General features: G+C 51.3%; 1 protein-coding gene and 1 pseudogene. Both read left to right on the forward strand.

The window, feature by feature from the left end; genetic code table 11:
* Positions 1-230: hypothetical protein (locus C3B51_RS23745; RefSeq protein ID WP_165389235.1), on the forward strand; the 230-nt coding region annotated here is incomplete at its 5' end.
* 31 nt (positions 231-261) lie between these two features.
* A pseudogene (locus tag C3B51_RS23145) lies at positions 262-347 on the forward strand (transposase); the annotation flags it as partial.

Raw genomic sequence — 347 nt, forward strand, 5'->3', positions numbered from 1 at the left:
GCAAAGACGGCTGGACACAAAAGTATGGCAAGGCAGGTGAGCCCTTACATGCTATCTATGAGCGGGTTAAAGGCGCGCAGACAGAGACCTTCAGCTACGATGCCAATGGTAACCAGCTGTCTGCAACGGTGCATCTGAACGGCCGTACCCACACACGCACGCTGGCTTACCAAGTTTTGAAAGACACCCACCCCAAACTGGCGTACAGGAGCTGCGCCGTCTATCTTTAGGTAATACTCAATGGATTGAGAATAATGGACTATGCCAACAGCAAGGAAGCGGCAGGTTAGCCTATCGGATACCAAATACTACCACTGCATATCCCGATGTGTTCGTCGGGCATTTCT

Source organism: Pseudoalteromonas rubra (genome assembly GCF_004212645.1).
Classification (GTDB): Bacteria; Pseudomonadota; Gammaproteobacteria; order Enterobacterales; family Alteromonadaceae; genus Pseudoalteromonas; species Pseudoalteromonas rubra_G.